This window comes from Variovorax beijingensis (assembly GCF_007828835.1).
Classification (GTDB): Bacteria; Pseudomonadota; Gammaproteobacteria; order Burkholderiales; family Burkholderiaceae_C; genus Variovorax; species Variovorax beijingensis_A.
The window spans coordinates 1,072,992-1,089,177 of the sequence record NZ_VIVL01000001.1; the positions used below are offsets into that span (position 1 = coordinate 1,072,992).

Consider the following 16,186-nt stretch of genomic DNA (forward strand, 5'->3'; position numbering starts at 1 on the left):
TGCGCGCTCAGAAAGTGAAGCCCAGGCGAAAGTGCAGGCGGAACTTGCGCGTGTCCACGCCGTAGGCAAGGTCGGCCTGCACCGGCCCGACCGGGCTGCGCCAGCGCGCGCCCACGCCCACGCCGACCTTCGGCTTGAGCTCGCCGGGCTTGTCGGCCACGGCGCCGGCGTCGGCGAACACCACGCTCTCCCATTCGGTGAGCTTGTCGTTGTAGACGAAGGGCCGCTGCCATTCGACGCTCACGACGCCGAGGTAGCGGCCCGCCACGATCTGGCCGTCGCTGCGCACGGTGCCGATCTGGCGATAGCTGTAGCCGCGCACCGTGGTGTCGCCGCCCGTGAGGAACATCAGCGTGGAGGGAATCTGCGCGCTGTCCTTGGCGGCCACGGCGCCGGCCTCGGCGCGCAGCTGCAGCCGGCTGCGGCGCGCCAGCGTGGCGGCGTCGCGGTCTTCGGCGAAGCCCAGCGGCAGCACGCCGAGCCAGCGCGCATAGGTGCGCGTGAAGGGCAGGCGCTCGCCGGTCAGCGTGTAGCCGGCGCCCAGTTCGAGCGCCAGGCCGAAGCCGCGCGTGGGCACGGCGTTGTCGTCGAAATAGCGGCCGGTCCAGCCCCAGTTGGCGGTCACGGCAGAGGCCGAGGGCGGGGCGTTGGTGCCGCGGTTCTGCGCGTAGTCGTACTGCAGGAAGTAGCTGCGGTCGATGTGGCCGCTGGACTTGCTGCGCCCGCTGCGCAGGCGGCCGCTGTCGACCACGTAGCTGCCCGAGGTTTCGCTCTTGAGCCCGGCGCCCGCGAACCATCGCCAGCCGCGGTCATCGGGAATGGCGTTCCACTCGGTGCCCAGCGACTTGATGTCGCTGTCGACCGACAGGCGCGACACGGCGCGCCAGCCGAGCAGCGGCAGCCGGTTGTGGATGTGGTCCACCGACAGCCGCGGGCCGTTGTCGGTGGTGAAGCCGGCGCCCAGCACCACCTTCTGCATCGGCGCTTCGCGCAGCTGCGCGATCACGGGGGCTGCCAGCGGCGTGCCGCTTTCGGTGTCGAGCGTGAGGAACACCGAGTCGTAGTAGCCGCTGCTGGCCAGGCGCTGCTGTGCGTCGAGCAGCTTCTGCTGGTCGTAGTCGGCGCCGGTGGGAAGCTGCGCGATGCGGCGCGCACCATCGGCGTCGTAGCGCTCGGTGCCGCGCAGCACGAGCGGGCCGAAGCGATAGGCCGGGCCCGACTGGTAGGTGACGCTGAGCCGCGCCTCCTGCCGGTCGGCATCGATCTCGGCGCGGCTCACTTCGACGCTGCCGGTCGGAAAGCGCTTGGCCGTGAGGCTGCGCAGGGCAATGGTCTTGGCGTTGTCCCAGCCCTGCTGCGTGAAGGGCTGGCCTGGGCGCAGCGTCCAGCCGGTGCGGATCGAATCGCGCTGCGCCTCGGCCGTGGGGTCGTCGGCAATCGCGCCGCCGTAGCTGATCTGCACATTGCTTACGCGCGTGAGCTCGCCCGGTTGCACCGTGATGACGATCTCGCGCGGCGCCTTGGAGCTGGCCGGCGTCTCGTTGAGCTCCAGCGTCAGCGTGGGCGTGAAATAGCCCAGCGTGCCGAGCAGTTCGCGTGCATTGCCTTCGGCCGCCACCATGAGCCGCGAGATCTCGGTGGCGCCCAGGTCGTCGAGCGTGCGGTAGCGCTGGATGTCCAGGTGCAGCGCAAGGTACTCGCGCACCGCGTCGGGCCCGCGCACCTCGACGGTGAAGGCGTCGCGCCGCGGCGCGTCCTTGCGTGCTTCGCCGGCGGCCGCGCCATCGCTGCGCACCAGCGCGGGGGTGGCCGTGTCCTGCGCGCTGTCCTTCTTCGGCAGCAGGCTGCATCCCTGCAAAAGCAGGACGCCGCAAAAAAGCAAGGCCGGCAAGCACGCCGGCGCAATGACTGGAACCACCCTGAGCATGGGCGGATTTTGACAGCAAGGCGTGCCGCTTCCGTAAGCATCCGGAAACAGTTCCGGGCTTCGCGCCGCGCCTTACTTAGAAAGCATTCGCATTGCTTCTTCGAGGCCGCGCAGCGTGAGCGGGTACATGCGGTTGGACATGAGCTGCTGCATCACCGCGATGCTCTGGCGGTACTGCCACACGCCCTGCGGTTCGGGGTTGATCCAGGCGAACTTGGGGAAGGTGTGCGTGAGGCGCTGGATCCATTCGGCGCCGGCTTCCTCGTTGTTGTATTCGACGCTGCCGCCGGGCTGCAGGATCTCGTAGGGGCTCATGGTCGCGTCGCCGACGAAGATGAGCTTGTAGTCCTTGTTGTACTTGCGCAGGATGTCCCAGGTCGCGAACTTCTCGGAGAAGCGGCGCTTGTTGTTCTTCCACATGAAGTCGTAGACGCAGTTGTGGAAGTAGAAGAACTCCAGGTGCTTGAACTCGGTCTTCACGGCCGAGAACAGTTCCTCCACGCGCTGGATGTGCTCGTCCATGGTGCCGCCCACGTCCATCAGCAGCAGCACCTTGACGTTGTTGTGGCGCTCGGGCCGCATCTTGATGTCGAGGTAGCCGGCATTGGCTGCGGTGGAGTGGATGGTGTCGTCCAGGTCCAGCTCTTCCTCGTGGCCTTCGCGCGCGAACTTGCGCAGCCGCCGCAGCGCCACCTTGATGTTGCGCGTGCCGAGTTCCTGGCTGTCGTCGTAGTCCTTGTAGGCGCGCTGGTCCCACACCTTCACGGCGCTCTTGTTCTTGCCCGCGCCGCCGATGCGCACGCCCTGCGGGTTGTAGCCGCCGTGGCCGAAGGGCGAGGTGCCGCCGGTGCCGATCCACTTGTTGCCGCCTTCGTGGCGCTCCTTCTGCTCCTCGAAGCGCTTCTTGAGCGTTTCCATGAGCTCGTCCCAGCCCATCTTCTCGATCTTGGCCTTTTCCTCGGCCGTGAACTCGCGCTCCAGCGTCTTGCGCAGCCAGTCGAGCGGCACTTCCTTGGTGAAGTCGGCCAGCATCTCCACGCCCTTGAAGTAGGCGGCGAAGGCGCGGTCGAACTTGTCGTAGTGCTTCTCGTCCTTGACCAGCGCTGTGCGCGAGAGATAGTAGAAGTCGTCCAGGCCGAAGGCGCCGTCGGAGTTGGGGCCCACCACGTCGGCCTGCAGCGCCTCGAGCAGCGTGAGGTATTCCTTGACCGAGACCGGCAGCTTGGCCGAGCGCAGCGTGTAGAAGAAATCGATCAGCATGGTCGGGCTTTCCTTGGACTTCTCTTCAGCTTCGCGGCTTGTCGAGCAGGTAGAGCAACTGGGCCTTCACCTCGGGCCACTCGCCCGCGGCAAGGCTGTACATGACGGTGTCGCGGATGGTGCCGTCGCGACGCATCGCGTGGCCGCGGATCACGCCGTCCTTCTTGGCGCCGAGCCGCTCGATGGCGCGCTGCGAAGCGAAGTTGAAATTGTCGGTGCGCCAGCCCACCACGTTGCAGCCGAGGGTATCGAAGGCGTGCGTGAGCATGAGCAGCTTGCAGGTGGTGTTGACGTGGGTGCGCTGGCAGCGCCTGGCGTACCAGGTGTAGCCGATCTCCACGCGCTTCACGGCCGGCAGGATGTCGTGAAAGCTCGTGGTGCCGAGCACGGTGCCGGTTTCGGCCTCGGTCACGGCAAGCGCAAAGCGGTGGCCGGCTTCGCGCCCCTGCAGCGCGGCTTCGATGTAGGCGCGGGTGTCGTGCGGCTCGGGCACCGAGGTGACGCGCAGCTTCCAGAGCTCGCCGTCGGCCGCGGCGGCGCGCAGGCCTTCTTCATGGGCGAGCGACAGCGGCACCAGCGCCAGGTCGCGGGCCTTCAGCGTGACAGGTTCGACGAACGCCATCTTCCAGACACCCTTCTGAAATTTTTCAGCGCTGCGGCTTGCCGTACTTGCGGTCGTACCACGCGCGCGCCAACTGCACCCCGCCGCCACCGCCCACGCCGATCAGCAGGATGCCGAAGATCTCGCGGTTGCCATAGCCATTGGGGCCGAAGGCATCGAGCCCCAGCTGGAGCCCGATCCAGCGGCCGAGCAGCGCACCCGCCACGAACAGCACGGCCTGCGCCACGCCCAGCTTGAGCAGCTGGCCCACGGGATGCGGCGCTTGCGGTTGGCTCATCGGTTGTTGCGCTGCATGAAGACGAGCTTCTCGAAGAGCGTCACGTCCTGTTCGTTCTTGAGCAGCGCGCCCACCAGCGGCGGCACGGCGACCTTGTCGTCCTTGCTCTGCAGGGCCTCCAGCGGAATGTCCTCGGCCACCAGCAGCTTGAGCCAGTCGAGCAGCTCGGAGGTGGAGGGCTTCTTCTTGAGGCCGGGCAGGTTGCGCACGTCGTAGAAGGTCTTCATCGCGGACGTGAGCAGTTCCTGCTTGAGGCCGGGGAAGTGCACCGCGACGATGCTCTTCATCGTTTCCGCGTCGGGGAACTTGATGTAATGGAAGAAGCAGCGGCGCAGGAAGGCGTCGGGCAGCTCCTTCTCGTTGTTGGAGGTGATGAACACCACCGGCCGGTGCTTGGCGCGGATGAGCTCGCGCGTCTCGTAGCAGTAGAACTCCATGCGGTCGATTTCGCGCAGCAGGTCGTTCGGGAATTCGATGTCGGCCTTGTCGATCTCGTCGATCAGCAGCGCCACCGGCTGGTCGGCCGTGAAGGCCTGCCAGAGCACGCCCTTGACGATGTAGTTGTTGATGTCGCTCACGCGCTCGCCGCCGTCGAGGTCCTTGAGCTGCGAGTCGCGCAGGCGGCTCACGGCGTCGTATTCATAGAGGCCCTGTTGCGCCTTGGTGGTCGACTTGATGTGCCATTGCAAAAGCGGCAGCCCGAGCGATTGCGCCACTTCCTCGGCCAGCATGGTCTTGCCCGTGCCGGGTTCGCCCTTGACGAGCAGCGGGCGCGTGAGCGTGATGGCGGCATTGACGGCCAGCATCAGGTCCTGAGTGGCGACGTAGTTGTCTGAGCCCTTGAATTTCATGAGTGAACGCGAGCAAGGTGGAGAAGGCGGGGTGGAGAAAAGAACACACTCGATTCGCTTCGCGCAGCCACTTGGACGGCTTGAAGGGGTTCCCGGGGGACCCTTGCATATAATCAAATGTTGATTCGAAAAACTGTATCTCCACGAGATTGTGCGCGCAAAATGAACAAGTTGTTGACCACGATGTTTGCCTTCGCTGTCGCTTGCGTGACGGTCTCGGCGCAAGCCCAGCAAGTCACGGGCAATGCCCAGGAGGGCGCCAAGAAGGTTGCCATGTGCGTGGGCTGCCACGGCATCATCGGCTACCAGGCCAGCTTTCCGGAGATCCACAAGGTTCCGATGATCGCCGGCCAGAGCGCCAGCTACATCACCTCGGCCCTCACCGCCTACAAGGGCGGCGACCGCAAGCACCCCACCATGCGCGCGATTGCCGACACCCTGAAGGAGCAGGATATCGCCGACCTGGCCGCCTACTACAGCCAGCTGGGCCTGAAGGAAGGCGACGCGCCCCCGGCCGCGCTCGCCAAGCCCATGCCTGACAACGTGCAGGCCCTGGTGTCGCGCGACAAGGACAACAGCTGCACCAAGTGCCACGGCGCCAACTTCAACACGCCCAATGACGGCACCGTGCCCAAGCTGGCCGGCCAGCATGCCGACTACCTCTTCGTGGCGCTCAAGTCGTACCGCGTCAAGAACAACCTGCACCTGGGCCGCTCGAACGCGGTGATGGCGCAGCAGGTCGAACCCAAGAAGTTCACCAACGCCGAACTCAAGACCCTCGCCAGCTACATCAGCTCGCTGCCCGGCGACCTCAAGACGGTGCCGGAATCGCGCATCCACCGCGCCGCGCAGTAAGCGTCGGCCCGTTCCATGAAGAAAGCCCGCATCGAGCGGGCTTTCTTGTTTGCGGGGCCGGCTGTGTTCAGACGTCGAAGAACACCGTCTCCTGGGGCCCCTGCATGCGGATGTCGAAGCGGTAGCTCACCGCGCCGCCTTGCTCCACGCGCTCGGCAATCAGCGTGTGGCGCCGCTCGGCCGGCACGCTGGCCAGCACGGCGTCCTTGGCGTTGGCTTCGGCCTCGTCGCTGAAATACACGCGCGTGAAGGCATGCAGCAGCAGGCCGCGCATCAGCACGATCGCATTGATGTGCGGGGCTTCGCCCGGCGATTCGGCGCCCGGCTTCACGGTGTGGAACACGAAGCGGTTCTGGGCATCGGTGCCCGTGCCGGCGCGGCCGAAGGCGCGAAAGCCCATTTCGCGCGCTTCGGCGGGCGTCTGCGGATAGCGGCCCTCGCCGTCGGGCTGGCTGATCTCGACCAGCGCATCGTTGATGGGGTTGCCGTCGCCGTCGATCACGCGGCCTTCGAGGCGGATGCGCTCGCCGGAGGCGTTGTCCAGGGCTACCACGGTGTCGAAAGGCTGGTCGAAGTCGTAGCCGTATTGCGCGGCGGTGAGGCCGTAGGCGAAGTAGGGGCCCACGGTCTGGGAGGGGGTCTGGCCGAAGTCGGCTTCCTGTGCGGTCATCAACATGGTGTGTGTCTCCTTCTTGCTCAGCGGTTTTCGAACGGCGTCTCGTCGGCGCCGCGCAGCACGACGTCGAACTGGTAGCCCAGTGCGTAGCCTTTCTCGGTGATGTCGAGGCTGAAGTCGGCAATCAGCCGGTTGCGGTAGCGCTCGGGGGTGCCGGTGACCATGGGGTCGTACTGCAGCAGTGGATCGCCGGGGAAATACATCTGCGTGACCAGGCGGCTCGCAAAGCTCTGGCCGAACAGCGACATGTGGATGTGCTGCGGGCGCCAGGCGTTGGGGTGGTTGCCCCAGGGGTAGGCGCCGGGCTTGATGGTGAGGAAGCGGTAGCGGCCCTCGCTGTCGGTCAGGCAGCGGCCCGCACCCAGGAAGTTGGGGTCCAGTGGCGCGTCGTGCTGGTCGACCTTGTGCACGTAGCGGCCGGCGGCGTTGGCCTGCCAGATTTCGACCAGCGTGTTGGCCACCGGGCGGCGGCGTTCGTCGAGCACCTGGCCGGTGAGGATCATGCGTTCGCCGAGCGGCTCGCCGTTCTTGCGCGCATTGCGCGTCAGGTCGTGGTCGAGCTCGCCGATGCTGTCGTGGCCGTACACCGGCTGCTGCAGTTCGCCGAGCGAGGCCTTCAGCGGGACCAGAGGCTTTTGGGGGCCGCGCTTCGCGGTCGACTTGTAGCCGGGGTAGATGTAGGAAGGGTGGGCCTTCCAGTCGCGGGGGGTGAGGATGGCGGGGGAGGCCTGGGTTTTCGTCAACATGCCGTTGTCTCCTGTCGTGGGACGAATCGAATTCGGAAGCTGAACTTTAGAAGTCCCGTTCGATGATGTAAATTGAAGATTGGTCTGTTTTGCATAACCATCAGTAATTGAAAACTCCCGCCGACCTTCGCCAGGACTTTGTGCGCAATGTGCAGCTGCGCCACCTGCGCTGCCTTGTCGCGGTGGCGCAGGAGCGCCATCTCGCGCGCGCCGCCGAGCGGCTGTCGCTGAGCCAGCCGGCGGTGTCCAAGACGCTGTCCGAGCTGGAGGCCATCGTCGGGGCGCGCCTGGTCGAGCGCGGCAATGCCGGGCGGCGCGGCGTGCAGGGGCTCGCGCCGGCGGGCGAACAGCTGCTGGTCCATGCGCTGCGCGTGCTCGAGGCCATCGACGCCAGCGCGCAGGCGGTGGCGCCGGCTTCCGGCGAGCGCGTCGAGCGGCTGCGCATCGGCGCGCTGCCGAGCGTGGCGCCGGCGCTGCTGCCGGCGGCGCTCGCGCGCTTTCGCGAGCGCTGGCCTTCGGTGCAGGTGGTGGTGAAGAGCGCGGCCAACCCGGTGCTGCTCGATGAGCTGCGCGCCGGCGAGCTCGACCTGGTGGCGGGCCGCATGAGCGATCCGCGGCTGATGGGCGGGCTCAGCTTCGAGCTGCTCTACACCGAGCCGCTGGTGTTCGCGGTACGCCCCGGCCATCCGCTGGCGGGCCGGTCGACCCGGGCGGTATCGGTGCAGGCGGTGCTTGATTTTCCGCTGGTGGTGTATGGCGAGGGCACCATCCCGCGCCACAACACCGAAAGCTTTCTGTCGGCCCGCGGCCTCGCGCTTCCGCCGCACGCGCTGCAGACGCTCGACGTTGCGGTGGCGCGCGGCCTGGTGGCGGTGTCCGATGCGGTCTGGATCACGCCGCTGGGCGCCGCGCGCGGCGAGCTGGCCGACCAGCGGCTGGTCCGGCTGCGCATCGAAACCGCCGGCACCGACGAGCCGGTGGGCCTGCTGCTGCGCAGCGACGCCGAGCCCTCGGCGCTGCGCAGCGCCATGGCCGCGCTGCTGCGCGAAGGCGCCAGGCAGCAGGGCGCGCCGCCTTCCCGGAAGGCCGGTTAGTCCTTGGTTGCACGCCGCTGCACGCACGCGACGTAGCCGTCGCCATCGGGCGGGCGGCCGGCGCGCTGGCTCTCCCACATCATCTGGCCGAGGCACTCCATGGCCTCGTGATGCGCGTCGAGCAGCGAGCCACGGCGGGCAGCCAGCAGCTCGACGGCCTGGCGGATGCCTCGCGGCTGGTCGATGGAGCACTGCTCGCTGATCGAAAGATGCATCGACAAGTGCAGGAACGGGTTCTCGCGGCCGTTCGAACCGTCGTACACGCGAGCCACGGCGGCATCGGCGTCGGCCAGGTCCTCGTGGTATTCGGGGTGCGCGTCGATCCATCCCGCGGCAATCGTCTCGAGCGCTTCCATCGGCAGGCCTTGGCGGTGCTTGGCGTACACGTCGCAAAAGAAGCGGCGCACGTCTTCCTGGGAGGGATTGAACATATCTGTATGGAGAAGCTGGAAAGGAAAAAGAGGGAAGAGAAAACCGCGCGCCTGCAGCTCGAAAGGTGCCCGATGTTCCGGTAGCGGGACGTTACGCCGTAACGTAACGAATGGTCAAAACAGCATCCAAAGCGCTGTTTCGGTCGATCGTGCAGACACCGGTTTTCAGAAAAATATCCATAGAAATCAATAGCTTGCGTTCTTGACGACCCGGTGGCTCAAAAGAGTTGGCAGCACGGCACGCTAGTTGCCCCTGTAGATGCATCTTTTGTCACAGAGGCTGTCATGAACGCACCACAAGCACCGACCAATTCGACCGAAGGACTTGCCGCCAGTGGCGTTGCTCCTGTGGTCATCGCCCAAGCCACCAGCACACCGCTCGGCGCACCCGCCGCGATGAGCTCTTCGGCACCTGCCGCCGCGGCGGCAGCACCCGCCAGCGTGGGCACATTGTCCAATGCTACGCCGGGCGTCGCGGTGATGCGCGAGGGTGTCCGCATTCCGGTGGACGGCAACCAGACCCTGATCGCGGGTGACCGCGTGATCGTTCCCGAAGGCGGACAGGCCAACGTCCTGTTCCCCGGCTCGGCCACCAACAAGGCGCCGCTGGCCGGCGTCTTCACTGGCGGCACCGACGCCACCATCGGCTCGACCAAGCTGCCCGGCGGCCTCGAACAAGTGAATGTGGATGTCGCCTCGGGCGACCTGCAGGTGACCCCGCCCGACAGCGACGCCGACGCGGCCGCACTGGCCGTCACCAAGAAGGTCGCGGCCGGTAGCGGCCTCGGCCTCGGCGAATTCGCGCTCGGCGCACTGGGCGCAGCTGCGCTTGGCGCCGCGCTGGGCGGCGGTGGCGGTGGCGACGGCGGCGGAGTGATCCCGTTCTTCGCCGGCGGTGGCGGTGAGGGCGATGCGGATGCAGACGCCGACGCGGATGCCGATGCGGATGCCGACGGTGATGCTGATGCCGATGCCGATGCCGATGCCGATGCCGATGCCGATGCCGATGCCGATGCCGATGCTGATGCCGATGCCGATGCCGATGCCGATGCCGATGCCGATGCCGATGCCGATGCCGATGCCGATGCCGATGCCGATGCCGATGCCGATGCTGACGCTGATGCTGATGCTGATGCAGATGCAGATGCAGATGCAGATGCCGATGCCGACGCCGACGCCGACGCCGACGCAGACGCAGACGCAGACGCAGACTCCGATGGCGGCGACAGCCTGCTCGATCCAGGCGACGGCGCGGCCGGCGGCCTGGTCGGTTCGATCGGCGACACCGCGGGTCTTGGCGACTCGCTCGACCCGGTGCTGGGCGTGGTCGACGGCGTGACCGACGTGGTCGACGACGTGCTGGCCCCGGTGCTCGGTTCCGAGTTCTCCGAGAACGATCCCAACCAGCTCGATCCGGCGGACGATTTCGTCGAGACCGTGGCTGAAGGCGTGGGCGGCGTGGCCAGCCCGATCGTCGATGGCCTGCTGGGCGAAGGCGCGACGGGTGCGCTGGTCGACCAGCTGGTCAAGCAGGTCGACTACGTCACCGACGCCCTCCAGAACGGTCTGGACAACCTGGTGGGCGAGGAAGGCATCCTGAGCGGCCTCACCGGCAGCCTTGGCCTGGACGGCGCGCTCGAGGAGCTCGTGGGCGACGACGGCGTGGTCGGCAACGTGGTCGAAGGGCTGCTCGGCCAGGACAGCCTCCTCGCCGGACTCGTCGGCGAAGAAGGCCTGGTGGGCGGCCTGCTCGCCGAAGGCGGCGCGCTGGACGGCCTCATCGGTGAAGGCAGTGCCATCGGCAGCCTGCTGGACAACGTGGTCGGCGACGAAGGCATCGTCGGCGGCCTGCTCGGCGACGACGGCGCCCTTGGCGGCGTGCTCGGCGGCGTACTGGGCGAAGAGGGCCTGCTGGGTGGCCTGATCGGCGAAGGAAGCCCCGTGGGCAGCCTGCTCGGCGGCGACGGCGTGGTGGGCGGCCTGCTTGGCGGCGACGGCGCGCTGTCCAGTCTGCTGGGCAGCGACGGCCTCTCCGGCGGCCTGCTGGGCCAGGACGGCGTGGTCGACAACCTCCTGGGCGCCGACGGCGCGGTGGGCGGCCTGCTCGAAGACAGCCCGCTGGGCGGCTTGCTCGGCGGCGAAGACGGCCTGCTCGGCGGCGTGACCGATGGCGTGCTGGGTGAAGACGGTCTGCTGGGCGGTGTGCTTGGCGATGACGGCGTGGTCGGCGGGCTGCTCGGCGAAGACGGCTTGCTCGGCAGCGGCGGCGCCATCGGCAGCCTGCTTGCCGAGGACGGCCTGCTCGGCGGCGTGCTCGGTGAGGATGGCCTGGTCGACAACCTGCTGGGCGACGAGGGCTTGCTGGGCGGTGTGCTCGGCGAAGACGGCCTGCTGGGCGGCCTGCTCGGTGGCGACCTCTTGGGCGGTGACTTGCTCGGTGGCGATCTCCTGGGTGGCGTGCTGGGTGAAGACGGCCTGGTCGGCAACCTGCTTGGCGGCGACCTCCTGGGCGGTGACTTGCTCGGCGGTGATTTGCTGGGTGGCGTGCTGGGTGAAGACGGCCTGGTCGACAACCTGCTCGGTGGCGATCTCCTGGGTGGTGATCTGCTTGGCGGTGACCTGCTCGGCGGCGTGCTGGGCGAAGACGGCCTGGTCGATAACCTGCTCGGTGGCGATCTCCTGGGTGGTGATCTGCTCGGTGGTGACCTGCTCGGCGGCGTGCTGGGCGAAGACGGCCTGGTCGGCAACCTGCTCGGTGGGGACCTCTTGGGCGGTGACTTGCTCGGTGGCGATCTGCTGGGCGGCGTGCTGGGTGAAGACGGCCTGGTCGACAACCTGCTTGGCGGCGACCTCTTGGGCGGTGACCTGCTCGGTGGCGATCTGCTGGGCGGCGTGCTGGGCGAAGACGGCCTGGTCGGCAACCTGCTCGGTGGCGATCTGCTGGGCGGTGACTTGCTCGGCGGTGACCTGCTCGGCGGCGTGCTGGGCGAAGACGGCATCGTCGGCGGCCTGCTCGGTGGCGATCTGCTTGGCGACGATGGCCTGGTCGGCAGCCTGCTCGGCAGCGATGGCCTGCTCGGCGGCGTGCTGGGCGGCAGCGGTCCGGCGGCCAACATCCTGGAGCCGGTGCTCGACACCGCAAGCACGCTCGGCGAGGCACTGGAGCCCGTGGTGGCCGCCGTGTCCGAGGTGGCAGAGCCCGTGACCGACATCCTGGCCGGCGCAACCCCGACGCTTGACCCGGTGATCGAGACCGTCCACAACAGCTTGGTGCACACCGTGGAGGACGCCGCGCCGATCGTGACCGACGTGGTGACCCCGATCACCAGCCTGGTGGACCAGGCCGCCGGCACCGGCAGCGTGCTCACCCCGGTGACGAACATCCTGCACGGCCTGCTGGGCTAAGGAACAAGAGCAGTAGAGGAGAAGGAAGAAAAACAACGCACCAGGGCCAGGCCGCCACCGGCCTGGCCCGAGAAAGGATTTGATATGAAGAACAGCAGCAGCTACCGGATACTGACCATCGTCGCCCTCGCGGCAAGCCTTGCCGCTTGTGGAACTGCCTCCAAGAGCGGACGCGAAGACGCGACCTACTACTACTCGAACAAGGCGCCGGTGGCGAAGGTGGAACCGCCCCCGCCCGCACCGGTGCAGAACGGTCCCGTCGCGCTGAAGATCGTGTACTTCGACTTCGACAAATACGACATCAAGCCGCAGTACCGCAACGTGGTGGAAGCGCATGCGAGCTATCTCAGGAACCGTCCCACCAGCAAGGTGGTGATCGAGGGCCACACCGACTTGCGCGGCGGCCGCGAATACAACCTCGCGCTGGGCCAGCGCAGGGCCGAATCCGTGCAGCGCGCGCTCACGCAGCTTGGCGTGCCGGGCGAACGGATCGAGGCCGTCAGCTGGGGCATCGAAAAACCTGCATCGCTCGAAACCACCGAGGAGGGCCATCAGCTCAATCGCCGAGCCGAATTCAGCTACCGCTGAAACACGGAGAAACGCGATGCCTTCGATGGGAGTTCCCGGTCCGGGTGCGACCGGCCTCCCGCATTCGACTGGGGCCGAATGATGTCCTTCTCCGACCAGCTCCATGCCTGCCACGAGCGCCTGGTCTCGGTGTGTGCGGCGTTGCCGGCGCCTTATCCGGCCTTTACGCTTTTCTTCTCGGTGAGCGACGGGTCGCAGCGCGCGCACGTGGTGCACGCGCGCGCGGCCGACTTCGAAACCGCGTGGCACGAAGGTGCCGAGGCCGTGGAGCGCTGGGTGCGCGACTGCGGCATCGTCTCGCCATGGCTGCGCATCGACTGGGTCGAGGGCGCAAGCCCGATGGACTGGGCGCAGTTCAAGGCCCAGCTCGCCGGCGTCAAGCGCAACTACTTCCGCCTCGGCCTGGCCTTCGACCAGGACTTCGAGACCGCGTTCACCGAGCAGGAACTCAACGCCAACGCCATGCTGAGCGGCGATTCGACCATTGCGCATGCGGTGGTGAATGTGCGCAACTTCGAGGCCTACGGCCAGGCTCGCTTCGCACGTGCGCTCCCGCTCGAGCTGCCGGCCGACCGGCGGGTCTACCTGCTGGCGACGGTGGGCGTCTTCTGCCAGGCCGACGGCGTCGTGCACAAGCTCGTGGGCACGGGGCTCGATGCCGGACGCCGCCAGGCGCCGGCCCTCACTCCGCAGTCGGCGCTCGACCTGGTGCGCAGCGGCGCGTCGTACCTCGCGCGCCAGGTGCAGGACGACGGGCTCTTCGTGTACGGCTACTTTCCGTGCTTCGACCGGCGCATTCCGACCTATGACGCGATGCGCCACGCGAGCGTGCTGGGCGCCATGATCGAGGCGTGGGAGCTCGTGCGCGACGACAAGCTGCGCCTGGCCATCGACCGCGCGCTCGATCATCTCGCGAACACGCTCATCCGCAGCTACACGCTCGCCGACGGCACCGAGGTCGCTTTCCTCGTCGACACCGGCGAAGAGATCAGGCTGGGCGGCAATGCCGCCTGCGTGCTGGCCCTGGTCAAGTACTGCGAGGCCATGGACACGCGCGACTGGCTGCCGCTGCTGGAAAAGCTGGCGCTGGGCATCGCGTCGCTGCAGGACGGCGCCACCGGCAGCTTCAGCCACGTGCTGCATGCCGGCGACCTGCGCGTGAAGCAGGCCTCGCGCGTCATCTACTACGACGGCGAGGCGGCCTACGGCCTCATGCGCCTTTACGGCCTCACGCGCGATGCAAGGTGGCTCGCCGTGGTCGAGAAGGCCTTCGACCACTTCATCGCGAGCCAGCACTGGCAGGCACACGACCACTGGCTGAGCTGCTGCGTCAACGAACTCACCCGCTGGAACCCGCAGGAAAAGTACTTTCGCTTCGGCCTGCAGAACGTGGCCGGGTACCTGGACTTCGTGCTCGACCGCAAGACCACCTTTCCGACGCTGCTCGAGCTCATGCTCGCGGCCCAGCAGATGCTGCAGCGGCTCGAGGCCACGCCCGCCATGCGGCACCTGCTGGACGAGCTCGACACCGAGAAGTTCTACCGCGCGCTGGAGTACCGCGCCCACTACCTGCAGAACGGCTTCTTCTGGCCCGAGATGGCGATGTACTTCCGCCGGCCTTCCACCATCGTCGGCTCCTTCTTCATCCGGCACCACGCGTTCCGGGTGCGCATCGACGACGTGGCGCAGTACGTGTCGGGCTTCGTGGCCTATCGCCGCTACCTGCTGGAGCGCCCGGCCGTGCCCGGCGCGGGGAGCGCGAGGGACGACGGCGGCGCCGCCTGGACCGCGAGCGAAATGGCGCGCGTGACCGGCGGCGAATGGGTGGTGCGCCCGGAAGACGGCTGGCGCGCCAGCGGCGTGACGCAGCGCTCCTTCCTGCGCAAGGGCCGCGTGGTGTTCGAGCACCAGCCGCGGCCCTCGAAGACGCCGCTGGCCGCGGTGGCGCTCAAGGGCGTGCTGCAGCCGGCGGCCGCCGTGCTGTGCACCGATCCCGCACCGCACCTCGACAAGCGAGTGCCGGTGCTCCAGGTGGAGGACGTGCCGCAGGCCGTGCTCGCGCTGGGCGCGCATGCGCGCACCGAATTCACGGGGCGCGTCTGCGGCGTGCTGGGCAGCGGCACGGCCGGCGCCACCGTGGCCGCCATGCTGGCCGACGCCCTGGCCGTGTGGGGCGAGGTCGGCCGGCCTGAAGGCAACGTCAGCCTGCCTTCGGGCATGGCCTGGAACCTGACCTGCATGCCGCGGCATGCGGCCTACTGGGTGCTGGAGATGGGCTCGCCGCACATGCTGGCCACGACCCAGCTGGTGCGGCCGATGCTGGCCGTGGTGACGGGGCTGTCGGCCGCCTCGCAGAAGCACCGCGGGCCCTCGGAAGCCGCCGCGCGCATGGACAGCCGCATCTTCGAGGGCATGGCGCCCGGCGACAGCGCGGTGCTGAACCGCGACCTCCCCGAGTTCGCGACCTTTGCCGAAGCCGCCATGGCGCACCAGCTGCAGATCGTGACCTATGGCGAGCACAGGGACGCCGACGTGCGGCTGCTCTCGTTCGACCACGGCGAGGTGCAGGCCCAGGTGCTCGGCGAGCCGTTCCAGCTTCGCCTCAATGCGCCGGGGCGCCACATGGGCGCGAGCGCCGTCGCGGCGCTGGCGGCCCTGCAGGCGATGCGCCTGAAGCTGGCCGCCGCGGTCGAGCCCTTCGCGCAGTTCGAGCCGCCGGGCGGACGGGGCGCGCTGCACACCATCCACATCGGCGGCGGCAGCTTCAAGCTGATCGACGAGACCTACGACGCCAACCCGAGTTCGATGCGCGCCGCGCTCGAGCTGCTGTCGCAGGCGCCCTGCGAGCCGGCACGGCGCGTGGCGATCCTCGGCGACATGCAGGAGCTCGGCCCCGCCGCGCAGCGCCACCACCTCGATCTGGAGCCCGAGCTGCTGGCATCGCAGCCCGACCGCGTGCTGCTGTGCGGCCCGCTGATGCGGGCGCTGCATGCGCGCATCCGCACCAAGGTGCGCTCGCACTGGTTCGTCGATGTGTCCGATCTGTCGACCGCGCTGGGCGGTCTGCTGCAGCCCGGCGACTGGGTGCTGGCCAAGAGTTCTGCCGGTGTCGGCCTGTCCCGGCTGGCCCGGGTTCTGAAAGCATTGCCATGATCAAACTGAATGCCCAAGCCTCCTTGCCCTACCGCCGCGAGGCGGCGCCGCAGCGCCGGTGGTGGCTGGGCTGGCTGCAGCTGCTTTGCGCCTGGCTGCTTTGCATGTTGCTGTGCGCCAACGTCGCGCTGGTGCTGGCGCAGGGCCTGCCGAAAGACGAGGCGGCGCCGGTCGCGGCAAGAAAAGCGGCGGACTGCAGCCTGTGGGTCGAGACCGCCAAGGATGCTGCGGCGGCCCATGCCGAATCGGTGTCGCACACGCTGAGACGTATGTCACGCTGCAGCACTTCGTAAGCATAGAT

At 67.9% G+C, this 16,186-nt stretch carries 14 protein-coding genes; 6 read left to right on the forward strand and 8 right to left on the reverse strand.

The features are described from left to right. Window positions 1–7: 7 nt before the first annotated feature. From FB547_RS05140 to FB547_RS05160, 5 genes are all read right to left on the reverse strand, one after another. Window positions 8–1,927 carry an autotransporter assembly complex protein TamA gene (locus FB547_RS05140; protein WP_145740145.1) on the reverse strand — a complete coding sequence of 640 codons (1,920 nt, stop codon included), beginning with the start codon at window positions 1,925–1,927 and terminating at the stop codon, window positions 8–10. A 72-nt stretch (window positions 1,928–1,999) separates the two neighbouring features. Next, window positions 2,000–3,187: a vWA domain-containing protein gene (locus tag FB547_RS05145; protein ID WP_015867239.1), complete on the reverse strand. Its 1,188-nt coding sequence runs from the start codon at window positions 3,185–3,187 to the stop codon at window positions 2,000–2,002. Window positions 3,188–3,212: 25 nt separating this feature from the next. Next, window positions 3,213–3,809 (reverse strand): GNAT family N-acetyltransferase, encoded by a 597-nt coding sequence (locus FB547_RS05150; protein ID WP_145740147.1) that lies wholly within the window; start codon window positions 3,807–3,809, stop codon window positions 3,213–3,215. Between the two features lie 25 nt (window positions 3,810–3,834). Beyond that, a complete protein-coding gene (locus FB547_RS05155) occupies window positions 3,835–4,086 on the reverse strand; it encodes a hypothetical protein (RefSeq protein WP_145740149.1) in 252 nt (83 codons plus the stop codon). Continuing rightward, window positions 4,083–4,937 (reverse strand): AAA family ATPase, encoded by an 855-nt coding sequence (locus FB547_RS05160; protein WP_145740151.1) that lies wholly within the window; start codon window positions 4,935–4,937, stop codon window positions 4,083–4,085. Before FB547_RS05160 ends, FB547_RS05155 begins: the two co-directional genes overlap by 4 nt. Before the next feature lie 162 nt (window positions 4,938–5,099). Between FB547_RS05160 and FB547_RS05165 the strand changes: the two genes are divergently transcribed. Further along, window positions 5,100–5,792, forward strand: a complete 693-nt coding sequence (locus tag FB547_RS05165; protein WP_145740152.1) for a c-type cytochrome — start codon at window positions 5,100–5,102, stop codon at window positions 5,790–5,792. A gap of 67 nt (window positions 5,793–5,859) precedes the next feature. Here the strand turns inward: FB547_RS05165 and pcaG are convergent, their stop codons facing one another. Then, the gene (gene pcaG / locus FB547_RS05170) at window positions 5,860–6,468 is read right to left on the reverse strand and encodes a protocatechuate 3,4-dioxygenase subunit alpha (RefSeq protein ID WP_145740154.1); all 609 of its coding nucleotides are present in this window, start codon (window positions 6,466–6,468) and stop codon (window positions 5,860–5,862) included. Window positions 6,469–6,488: 20 nt separating this feature from the next. Further along, window positions 6,489–7,214: a protocatechuate 3,4-dioxygenase subunit beta gene (gene pcaH, locus FB547_RS05175; protein ID WP_145740155.1), complete on the reverse strand. Its 726-nt coding sequence runs from the start codon at window positions 7,212–7,214 to the stop codon at window positions 6,489–6,491. A 107-nt stretch (window positions 7,215–7,321) separates the two neighbouring features. On the opposite strand from pcaH, the gene FB547_RS05180 reads away from it, so the two are divergent. Continuing rightward, the gene (locus FB547_RS05180) at window positions 7,322–8,308 is read left to right on the forward strand and encodes a LysR substrate-binding domain-containing protein (protein WP_145740157.1); all 987 of its coding nucleotides are present in this window, start codon (window positions 7,322–7,324) and stop codon (window positions 8,306–8,308) included. Here the strand turns inward: FB547_RS05180 and FB547_RS05185 are convergent. Then, window positions 8,305–8,739, reverse strand: a complete 435-nt coding sequence (locus tag FB547_RS05185; RefSeq protein WP_018906845.1) for a DUF1841 family protein — start codon at window positions 8,737–8,739, stop codon at window positions 8,305–8,307. The two genes, FB547_RS05180 and FB547_RS05185, sit on opposite strands and share 4 nt — an antisense overlap. 285 nt (window positions 8,740–9,024) lie before the next feature. Here FB547_RS05185 and FB547_RS05190 point away from each other — a divergent pair, with 285 nt between their 5' ends. The 4 genes from FB547_RS05190 (at window position 9,025) to FB547_RS05205 (ending at window position 16,178) form a co-directional block, all read left to right on the forward strand. Next, entirely contained in the window at window positions 9,025–12,144 is a 3,120-nt protein-coding gene (locus tag FB547_RS05190) for a hypothetical protein (RefSeq protein ID WP_145740159.1), read from the forward strand. 84 nt (window positions 12,145–12,228) lie between these two features. Further along, window positions 12,229–12,732, forward strand: a complete 504-nt coding sequence (pal, locus tag FB547_RS05195; protein WP_145740160.1) for a peptidoglycan-associated lipoprotein Pal — start codon at window positions 12,229–12,231, stop codon at window positions 12,730–12,732. A 78-nt stretch (window positions 12,733–12,810) separates the two neighbouring features. Then, window positions 12,811–15,885 carry a glutamate ligase domain-containing protein gene (locus FB547_RS05200; protein ID WP_145740162.1) on the forward strand — a complete coding sequence of 1,025 codons (3,075 nt, stop codon included), beginning with the start codon at window positions 12,811–12,813 and terminating at the stop codon, window positions 15,883–15,885. Then, window positions 15,882–16,178, forward strand: a complete 297-nt coding sequence (locus FB547_RS05205; RefSeq protein WP_145740164.1) for a hypothetical protein — start codon at window positions 15,882–15,884, stop codon at window positions 16,176–16,178. The genes FB547_RS05200 and FB547_RS05205 overlap by 4 nt, the downstream gene beginning before the upstream one ends. Window positions 16,179–16,186 lie beyond the last annotated feature (8 nt).

Bases quoted from the DNA above. Each gene is read 5' to 3' on its own strand.
- FB547_RS05145 (WP_015867239.1), bottom strand. From the start codon at position 3,187: ATGCTGATCGATTTCTTCTACACGCTGCGCTCGGCCAAGCTGCCGGTC.
- FB547_RS05200 (WP_145740162.1), top strand. From the start codon at position 12,811: ATGATGTCCTTCTCCGACCAGCTCCATGCCTGCCACGAGCGCCTGGTC.
- pcaG (WP_145740154.1), bottom strand. From the start codon at position 6,468: ATGTTGATGACCGCACAGGAAGCCGACTTCGGCCAGACCCCCTCCCAG.
- pcaH (WP_145740155.1), bottom strand. From the start codon at position 7,214: ATGTTGACGAAAACCCAGGCCTCCCCCGCCATCCTCACCCCCCGCGAC.
- pal (WP_145740160.1), top strand. From the start codon at position 12,229: ATGAAGAACAGCAGCAGCTACCGGATACTGACCATCGTCGCCCTCGCG.
- FB547_RS05160 (WP_145740151.1), bottom strand. From the start codon at position 4,937: ATGAAATTCAAGGGCTCAGACAACTACGTCGCCACTCAGGACCTGATG.
- FB547_RS05190 (WP_145740159.1), top strand. From the start codon at position 9,025: ATGAACGCACCACAAGCACCGACCAATTCGACCGAAGGACTTGCCGCC.
- FB547_RS05185 (WP_018906845.1), bottom strand. From the start codon at position 8,739: ATGTTCAATCCCTCCCAGGAAGACGTGCGCCGCTTCTTTTGCGACGTG.
- FB547_RS05155 (WP_145740149.1), bottom strand. From the start codon at position 4,086: ATGAGCCAACCGCAAGCGCCGCATCCCGTGGGCCAGCTGCTCAAGCTG.
- FB547_RS05140 (WP_145740145.1), bottom strand. From the start codon at position 1,927: ATGCTCAGGGTGGTTCCAGTCATTGCGCCGGCGTGCTTGCCGGCCTTG.
- FB547_RS05165 (WP_145740152.1), top strand. From the start codon at position 5,100: ATGAACAAGTTGTTGACCACGATGTTTGCCTTCGCTGTCGCTTGCGTG.
- FB547_RS05150 (WP_145740147.1), bottom strand. From the start codon at position 3,809: ATGGCGTTCGTCGAACCTGTCACGCTGAAGGCCCGCGACCTGGCGCTG.
- FB547_RS05205 (WP_145740164.1), top strand. From the start codon at position 15,882: ATGATCAAACTGAATGCCCAAGCCTCCTTGCCCTACCGCCGCGAGGCG.